Below are 8,723 nucleotides of genomic sequence, written 5' to 3' on the forward strand. Positions count from 1 at the left end.
AAATTCTAAAAAATTTAAATTTGAATACTAAAAGTGTCATCAAAGCCAATGCATTAAAGGCGATCGATAACGAGAGTAATGCCATCAAAAACCTTGCCTCTTTTATAGATGATGAATTCGCTGACGCAGTAGAGTATATATACAACTCCAAGGGGAGAGTAATTGTTACGGGCGTGGGAAAAAGTGCCATTATAGCAAATAAAATCGTCGCTACTTTTAATTCTACTGGCACTCCGTCTGTATTTATGCATGCAGCAGATGCAATACATGGTGATTTAGGTACCATTCTTAAGGATGATGTTGTGATTTGCATTTCTAAAAGTGGAAATACAGCAGAAATTAAAGTTTTAGTGCCATTTATTAAAGAAGGTCCTAATAAACTTATTGCCATTACTTCCAATAAACAATCATTTTTGGCACAACAGGCAGACTATGTAATTAATGCTCATGTTGAGAATGAAGCTTGCCCTCATAACCTTGCGCCAACTACTAGTACTACTGCTCAATTGGTTATGGGAGATGCACTTGCCATTTGTTTATTAGAACTTAAAGGTTTCAGTAGTCAAGATTTTGCAAAATATCATCCTGGAGGAGCACTTGGAAAAAAACTTTACCTACGTGTTAAAGATATTGCCGCAGTTAATTTTAAGCCTGAAGTCACTGAGGATGCAGATGTAAGAGAAGTCATCGTCGAAATTTCAGAAAAATTAATGGGTGTTACCGCCGTAATTAACAAAAATAAAATTGTAGGAATCGTTACAGATGGTGATATTCGTAGAATGTTAAGTAAATACGATAGCATAAATGGATTAAAGGCAGAAGACATTATGTCAGTTAATCCTAAAACTGTCAACCATGATATGCTAGCAGTTGACGCATTGGATATTATGGATCAATTTGGTATTTCTCAACTACTAGTCGAAAAAAACAATGAATATTTTGGAGTAATACATCTTCATGATTTAATTAAAGAAGGAATTTTATAATGACAAAACAAATTGGAACTGGTGAGAATGAAGAGATGTCATTCCTAGATCACCTGGAAGAATTAAGATGGCACTTAATAAGAGCTGTTCTGGCGGTAATGATTATTGGAATTGTTGCTTTTATTGCTAAAGATTTCATTTTTGATACAATCCTTTTTGGTCCCAAAAAAGCAGATTTCCCCACCTATAAATTCTTTTGTTGCATTTCTAAGTCTTTAGGGATGGATGAGTCCTTTTGTGAAGGCCCACAATTTAGAATTCAAAGTAGACAAATGGCAGGACAGTTTTCTGCACATATTTGGACTTCAATTTGGGCGGGTTTCATAATTGGATTTCCATATATTTTATGGGAATTATGGCGTTTTATAAGTCCTGGACTTTATGAAAAAGAACGTAATAATTCACGTGGATTTATATTAATTGCCTCTCTTCTATTCTTTATGGGAGTATTGTTTGGATACTATGTAATTTCACCACTTTCTATAAACTTCTTAGCAAATTACCAAGTCAGTAAAGAGGTATTTAATGATATCGATTTGGCATCATATATTTCTACAATTAGGGCTTCTGTTATTTCGTGTGGTCTAATTTTCGAGCTTCCTATTTTAATGTATTTCCTAACAAAAATAGGTATCGTTACTCCAGAATTCCTCAGAAAATATAGAAAAATTGCTATTGTAATCGTGCTTATTCTATCTGCGGTTATTACACCTCCAGATGTAGCAAGTCAGATTGTAGTTTCTATTCCTATTATTATATTATATGAATTAAGTATTTATATTTCCAAAATTGTACTTAAAAGAGAAGCACGTAAATTAAGAAAAGAAAAATCTAAGAAATAATGGCTGATATCGTAGACGAATTTAATGACTATCGTTCTAAGATGAACGACCGTATTTTACAAGACAATAATAAACTAATTAAGAGGATTTTTAATTTAGACACCAATGCGTATATGGCTGGTGCTCTAGATGTAAAAACTAAGGAATTATTAGGTTTAGTTGCCTCTGCAGTATTGCGTTGTGATGATTGTATAAAATATCATCTTGAAACGAGTTATAAAGAAGGACTTACTAAAGATGAAGTTGTAGAAGCTTTAGGAATTGCAACACTAGTTGGTGGTACAATTGTAGTTCCTCATTTAAGGAAAGCTTACGAATTTTGGGATGCTTTAGAGAATAAAGAATCCTAAACCTATATTAAACTGTAGGCTATTTATAATGAAAATGCATATTTTTGGAATTATAGATACTATACAGCAATTAAAGTACTAAAAGCAAGCAACATTATATGAAGCTAAGAGCTGAAAATATCATGAAGTCCTACAAAGGACGAAAAGTAGTTAAAGGAATTTCTCTTGAAGTAAATCGTGGAGAGATTGTTGGACTCTTAGGCCCTAATGGAGCTGGAAAGACTACTTCTTTTTATATGATTGTTGGTCTAATAAAACCAAATGGAGGTAAAATATTTTTAGACAATCAGGAGATTACCAATTATCCTATGTATAAGCGTGCCCAAAATGGAATTGGGTATTTAGCGCAAGAAGCTTCGGTTTTTAGAAAATTAAGTATTGAGGATAATATTATGAGTGTCCTACAGCTTACTAAACTTTCTAAAAAAGAGCAACAGATGAAAATGGAAGCGCTTATTGATGAGTTTAGTTTGGGACATATCAGAAAAAATAGAGGAGATTTACTTTCTGGTGGTGAGCGTAGAAGAACAGAAATCGCACGTGCACTAGCAACAGATCCAAGCTTTATTTTATTAGATGAGCCATTTGCAGGAGTAGATCCAGTTGCGGTAGAAGATATCCAACGTATTGTAGCTCAGCTAAAAAATAAAAACATAGGAATTTTAATTACCGATCATAACGTTCAAGAAACATTAGCAATTACCGAACGTTCTTATTTAATGTTTGAAGGTAATATTTTAAAAGCTGGAATTCCAGAAGAATTGGCAGCTGATGAAATGGTGAGGAAAGTCTATTTAGGTCAAAACTTTGAGCTAAGAAAAAAGAAATTAGACTTTGATGCTGAAGTATAAAAATTAATTTAAAATAATAAAAAGAATGATGAGTTTAAAAGTAATAACTATAAGTATGCTTTCCATGGTATTATTAGCCACTGGATGTAACGAAAAGGCTAAGAAAGAAGAAGATAAAACTACTTCTGCTACAGAAGAAACAATGGTAGACTCTCATAATAGTGAAAATTCTTTAGACTGGAATGGAACTTACTCTGGAGTTTTACCATGTGCCGACTGCGAAGGAATAGAAACAACTATTCAACTAAATGATGATAAAACATATAGTATTGTTAGTTCCTATATGGGGAAGGAAGGAGAACCACATACTTCAACGGGATCTTTCGCATGGAATGAAAAAGGAAATCAAATTACTTTAGATAAAGATGCTAATCAACAATATTTTGTTGGCGAAAACACAATTACCAAATTAGATAATAGCGGTAATAAAATAGAAGGCGATTTGGCTGATAAATACGTTCTTAACAAAGAAGTTATGGTGAAAAATGAAGCGCTTACAGATAAAAAATGGAAGCTTGTATCTCTGATGGGAAAACCTGTTGCTGAGAGTAAGAAACCAGCTCCTGAAGCATTTATAATGTTTTCTTCTGAAGAAAATAGAGTAAGTGGAAATTCTGGATGTAATAATTTCTCAGGAACATATACTCTAAAAGAGGGAAATAGATTTTCTACTTCTGAAATGGCAAGTACAAGAAAAGCTTGTATCGATATGAAAATCGAAAGTCAATTTTTAGGAATTCTAGCTAAGGCAGACACTTACACTATTAAAGATGGAGTTCTTAGTATTACAAAATCTCGTATGGCTCCATTGGCTGTTTTCGAATTAGCTGAATAAAATATATAGTTCTTTTATATAATAAATAATTAAGAACTTCTAAAAAAGCTGAACAATAAATTTATTGTTCAGCTTTTTTAATTTATCGCGTTTTCATTTCTGAATATTTATACATCTTTTAAGCCACAAGAGCTTTTAGAGTATTAAGCATAAACTTACTTTCAAACCTAAGTTAAGCCTTTAGCGGACGTCTAAAGGAATTAGATTAAGATATTTATACTGTTCTGGTTTGTAAGGTCCTTGATGTACTTGTTTTAGATTGTTATATAAAAACACTCATCCCCGAAGAAACCTCCGAGGATGAATACACATTTATAATCCTAACATCTATTATTTTACGATTCTAAATACAGAACGTCTATTCAGTTGATGTTCTTCTTTAGAACAACGTACTCCATTACTACAACCATTTAATAACTGCGATTCTCCATAGCCAATTGCACTTTGGATACGCTCTTTAGCGAGTCCTCTACTGTAGAGGTAATCCCGAGTAGACTTTGCTCTTCTATCTGATAACAATCTATTGTACTCATCTGGACCTCTAGAATCGGTATGCGACTCGATTGTAATCACCATCGCTGGATGATTGGTCATTACTGTTATAATATTCTCCAGTTCATAAGCAGCATCTGGACGGATATCTGATTTATCAAAATCAAAGTAAATAGGCTTTAAAACAATCTGATCGTCTACTATTAAATTGGTTAAATATAAATCTTGTGTGGTTAGTGCTTCTGCTAGAGTCACATCTACTTTTGCTGGGCGATAATCTTGTTTATCTCCAGTAACAACAATAGACGGAAAACAATCAATATTCTCAAAACTATACGAACCATCGCTTCCACTAGTTATTGTAGCGTATTGCTCTCCATTGGTATCTATCAGTCGGATGGTAGCATCAGGTAATGGTTCTTTAGTCCGCTCATCATAAACAATTCCTTGAAGTGTCTTTGCACATTTATTAAAATCAAAACGGTAAATATCATCATCTCCAATACCATTTTCACGATTCGATCCCATAAAACCAAAGCCGTCTTTAGCTATAAAACCAAAGTCATCACGATTACTATTTATAGACCTTCCCATATTTTCTACTGTATCGTAACGATCTCCAACAGGTGAAGCTACAAATACATCTAAAAGCCCATATCCTGGGTGTCCGTTTGAAGAAAAATATAAGTTATTATCAGCATCAATAAAAGGAAACATTTCATCTCCTTCTGTATTTATATGATCCCCTAAACTCTTTACTGTTTGCTCTGAAACATTGCCGTTAACAATATTTACTTGATATAAATCTGTATTCCCTAAACTCCCAGGCATATCTGATACAAAGTATAGTTTCGATTCATCTGCATTCAACGCTGGATGTCCTACCGAATAAGCATCGCTATTTATTGGGAGCTCTGTAATATCTTCCCATCTACCATCTACATAACTAGCCTTATACAATTTTAAATGCGTTGTCTTCTCCTTGTCTTTACCAAGCTTTCTACCGTCATAATTATCACGTGTAAAAAACATTGTCTTTCCATCCTTTGTAATACATAGAGTCGCCTCGTGATACTTTGTATTAATATCAGTTAAAAAATTAGCTTCTAACGCAGGGTTTATGGTTCCCTCGGGACTTATTTTAGAAGCAAAGACATCCAAATAAGGCTGAGAATTCCATTGATAGGTTTTGCTCCCTGTAGTATTTCTTGTAGAAAACCAATACAGCGTGTCTTTTTGAATAAACCCTGTAAAGTCCGAATATTCGGTGTTGATATTTGACAACTTAATATTTTCTGCAACAGGAATCTTAGATTTATTTACTGTAGTAATTCCTTCTAAAAAACGTTGAGCTCGCTGATCATTCTCAATAGCATTAAAAAACTTTTCAAACCAAGTAGTCGCCAAAGCATCCTCCCCATTAGATTTTAAACTCTGTGCATATTTAAAATAATACGTAGGAGCTACTTGCTTTTCATAATCTTTTAAAAGCGCTGCATATACAGGAGCACTCGCTTGGGTGTTTCTAATATTATAATAACTATCTCCCAAACGTTCTAAATTGACCTGCGAAGAATCCTTTTTTACAATCTCTTCATACATCGATGAAGCCTTTACATAGGCATATTCATTAAAGTATCGATTTGCCACCGAAGAACTTTGTCCGATCATAAAAATTGGATACATCAGTAACAGTAGCGTATAGTGTAGTTTTATTTTCATAATTAAAAGAATCTAGGTGATTTAATTCTACGGTTATTAAAGATATCAAAACGAACCATAATTTCATGAGTTCCACTATTATAATTATTTAGTTCGCTTGTGGTATAATCATATGCATAGCCTGCAAATACTCCTGGAGTAAGCTGAAAACCTATAAGCCCACTTACAGAATCATCCCAACGGTAACCGAGTCCCAATGTTAGCTTCTCCTGAATTAAAAAGTTTGCAGAAAGATCCAATGAAAAAGGAGCTCCTTCCACTGCTTTTGCTAAAAAGGCAGGCTTAAACTTCACGGAAGCACCTAAATCAAACACATATCCTCCAATAAGGAAGTAATGCATTCGCTCAGCAGCAATATTCCCTTGTACTTCATCATAATGATCTGAAGTGAAAAAATTAGGAACAGAAAACCCTATGTACCATTTATTAGTATGATAATAAATACCAGCACCAACTGTAGGAAGTACTTCTGAATTGATATTTTGAAGATTATTATCAGTTGGATCCTCTATATTTCCTTCTGTAAAATCAACATTTAAAAAACGTACCCCGGCTTTAAGTCCAAAGGATAGTTTATGATCCACCCCTGTATTTACTGTATATGAAAAATTTCCATCAACATAAGTCTCTTGGGAAGGTCCTAATTCATCATTAATAATAGAAAGTCCCCCTCCTACATTTTTTCCTAATGGCGTATCAATTCCTAATGTTTGAGTAGTAGGTGCTCCATCTACTCCAACCCATTGATTGCGATAAAGTCCTGTTATACTGAACACTTCACGACTCCCTGCATAACCTGGGTTTACGCTCATTGTATTATACATATACTGTGTAAACTGCGGGTCTTGTTGAGCCCAAGATGTGAATGCACACAATCCTAATAAAATCCCTAATGTATATTTATGTACTATTTTCATCTATTTTAATATTCTAAAATTAAACAGCTCCTTTTTCTTAGTTGATATACAACCAACCAACGAGTGGTTTATCCCCTTCATTTAAGTCAATCACATAATAATAAGTTCCCGTTGGAAGCTTCGCTCCTTTGTCTATCGTAGCACGACCATCAGAGGTTCCATCCCAATTATTTTGATAATCTTTAGCACTGTAAACTTTTATACCCCATCGGTTATAAATATCTACCGTATTTCCTGGATAGTTTTCAATACATTGGATTTTAAAGTAATCGTTCTTACCATCATTATTAGGAGTCATCTCATTAAAGATTTCAAAACAATTTGAAAGTACGACTCCAGAACCAGCGCTCGCCTCATTATTTGTATCATCTAAATCCTCTTGATCTAAAAATTCTAATCGAGCTGTGTTCATATAATCATTAATATTAAGAACAGCCACACGCATTAATAGCGTTACGCTTTCACCAGGAGCTAAACTATTTATACTAAGTATTCCTGTAATTTCATTATAGTTACTACCAACATCTGAGGTTGCTCCCACAAAGCGATATCCGCTAGGGAGTTTATCACTAACTTCAATATTTGTAGCTTCGATAGTTCCTAAATTAGTAACCGTTACTGTAAACACAATTTCTTCATTTAATACTGCAGACAACTTACTTATCTCTTTAGTGATTGCTATATCAGTCGCATCTGATGGTGGTGGTGGCGATACTTCATCAGGGAAATCTGTAATCGTACAATCAGGACACGTTGGATCTACTGCTGGTGCTGTTGGATCCGATGGATCTACAGGTGTTGGATCTGTAGAAGTCTCTGTTATAGGATCTCCTCCTGGATCAGTTCCTGTTACTGTCGCCAAGTTATAAGCTCCACCTGCATCAATATCTGCTTGTGTGATCATATAAGAAGCCGTAAAACTCGTAGCATCTGTTTCACCAGTAGCTAAGTCTATTGGACCGCCAACTACGGTAACCTTTGGATCAGTTACAGTGATATTAGTAAGGTCTGTTTCACCAGTATTCCTAACCTCAAAAGTATATAATACAGTATCTCCAATATTGACAATGCCATCGTTATTACTGTCTTCATAAATACCATCTTTAAAAATAGCAATACCAGTTTCTTTTGGAATCACTGTAATCGTACAATCAGGACACGCTGGGTCTACTGGTGGCGCTGTTGGATCCGATGGATCTACAGGCGTTGGATCTGTAGAAGTCTCCGTTATAGGATCTCCTCCTGGATCAGTTCCTGTTACTGTCGCCAAGTTATAAGCTCCACCTGCGTCAATATCTGCTTGTGTGATCATATAAGAAGCCGTAAAACTCGTAGCATCTGTTTCGCCAGTAGCTAAGTCTATTGGACCGCCAACTACGGTAACCTTTGGATCAGTTACAGTGATATTAGTAAGGTCTGTGTCACCAGTATTACTAACTTCAAAAGTATATAATACAGTATCTCCAATATTTACAATACCATCGTTATTACTGTCTTCGTAAACACCATCTTTTAAAATAGCAATACCAGAGGATAAACATAAAGGAGCTGTTACAGTAACTACTCTATCTTCTGTACAACCAGTATAACTAGTCGTAATAATAACATTTGTTCCTGTTGGAATGCCTGTGATTGTCCCGATAGCTTGATCTACCGTTCCTTGATCTGCTGTAACAGTAACCCCTGGAACCGCTGTAAACAACACGCTATAAGTTGTTAAATCCTCTG

General features: G+C 34.7%; 8 protein-coding genes. 5 read left to right on the top strand and 3 right to left on the bottom strand.

Features of this window, described 5'->3' with window-relative positions:
- The first annotated feature begins 20 nt into the window (after nt 1-20).
- The 5 genes from ACN0TY_RS12990 to ACN0TY_RS13010 all read left to right on the top strand — a co-directional run bounded on the left by ACN0TY_RS12990 (nt 21) and on the right by ACN0TY_RS13010 (nt 3,864).
- Nucleotides 21-986: a KpsF/GutQ family sugar-phosphate isomerase gene (locus tag ACN0TY_RS12990; protein ID WP_236959134.1), complete on the top strand. Its 966-nt coding sequence runs from the start codon at nt 21-23 to the stop codon at nt 984-986.
- A complete protein-coding gene (tatC, locus tag ACN0TY_RS12995; RefSeq protein ID WP_417444837.1) occupies nt 986-1,828 on the top strand; it encodes a twin-arginine translocase subunit TatC in 843 nt (280 codons plus the stop codon). The genes ACN0TY_RS12990 and tatC overlap by 1 nt, the downstream gene beginning before the upstream one ends.
- Entirely contained in the window at nt 1,828-2,178 is a 351-nt protein-coding gene (locus ACN0TY_RS13000; RefSeq protein ID WP_236959132.1) for a carboxymuconolactone decarboxylase family protein, read from the top strand. The genes tatC and ACN0TY_RS13000 overlap by 1 nt, the downstream gene beginning before the upstream one ends.
- A 98-nt stretch (nt 2,179-2,276) precedes the next feature.
- Nucleotides 2,277-3,029 carry an LPS export ABC transporter ATP-binding protein gene (gene lptB, locus ACN0TY_RS13005; RefSeq protein ID WP_236959131.1) on the top strand — a complete coding sequence of 251 codons (753 nt, stop codon included), beginning with the start codon at nt 2,277-2,279 and terminating at the stop codon, nt 3,027-3,029.
- A 25-nt stretch (nt 3,030-3,054) separates the two neighbouring features.
- Nucleotides 3,055-3,864: a copper resistance protein NlpE N-terminal domain-containing protein gene (locus tag ACN0TY_RS13010; protein WP_417444838.1), complete on the top strand. Its 810-nt coding sequence runs from the start codon at nt 3,055-3,057 to the stop codon at nt 3,862-3,864.
- A gap of 330 nt (nt 3,865-4,194) precedes the next feature.
- Here ACN0TY_RS13010 and ACN0TY_RS13015 read toward each other — a convergent pair whose 3' ends face one another.
- The 3 genes from ACN0TY_RS13015 to ACN0TY_RS13025 form a co-directional block, all read right to left on the bottom strand.
- Complete coding sequence (locus ACN0TY_RS13015) at nt 4,195-6,078, bottom strand: OmpA family protein (RefSeq protein WP_417444839.1); 1,884 nt, start codon at nt 6,076-6,078, stop codon at nt 4,195-4,197.
- Nucleotides 6,079-6,080: 2 nt separating this feature from the next.
- Nucleotides 6,081-6,995: a type IX secretion system membrane protein PorP/SprF gene (locus ACN0TY_RS13020; RefSeq protein ID WP_417444840.1), complete on the bottom strand. Its 915-nt coding sequence runs from the start codon at nt 6,993-6,995 to the stop codon at nt 6,081-6,083.
- A 37-nt stretch (nt 6,996-7,032) separates the two neighbouring features.
- The coding region (locus tag ACN0TY_RS13025; protein ID WP_417444841.1) for a gliding motility-associated C-terminal domain-containing protein at nt 7,033-8,723 on the bottom strand (1,691 nt) is incomplete at its 5' end.

The organism is Joostella sp., from assembly GCF_048266025.1.
Taxonomy (GTDB): Bacteria; Bacteroidota; Bacteroidia; order Flavobacteriales; family Flavobacteriaceae; genus Galbibacter; species Galbibacter atrarenae.

Excerpts from the sequence above, each read along its gene's own strand:
- tatC (WP_417444837.1), top strand. The coding sequence starts at position 986 with ATGACAAAACAAATTGGAACTGGTGAGAATGAAGAGATGTCATTCCTA.
- ACN0TY_RS13000 (WP_236959132.1), top strand. The coding sequence starts at position 1,828 with ATGGCTGATATCGTAGACGAATTTAATGACTATCGTTCTAAGATGAAC.
- lptB (WP_236959131.1), top strand. The coding sequence starts at position 2,277 with ATGAAGCTAAGAGCTGAAAATATCATGAAGTCCTACAAAGGACGAAAA.
- ACN0TY_RS13010 (WP_417444838.1), top strand. The coding sequence starts at position 3,055 with ATGATGAGTTTAAAAGTAATAACTATAAGTATGCTTTCCATGGTATTA.
- ACN0TY_RS13015 (WP_417444839.1), bottom strand. The coding sequence starts at position 6,078 with ATGAAAATAAAACTACACTATACGCTACTGTTACTGATGTATCCAATT.
- ACN0TY_RS13020 (WP_417444840.1), bottom strand. The coding sequence starts at position 6,995 with ATGAAAATAGTACATAAATATACATTAGGGATTTTATTAGGATTGTGT.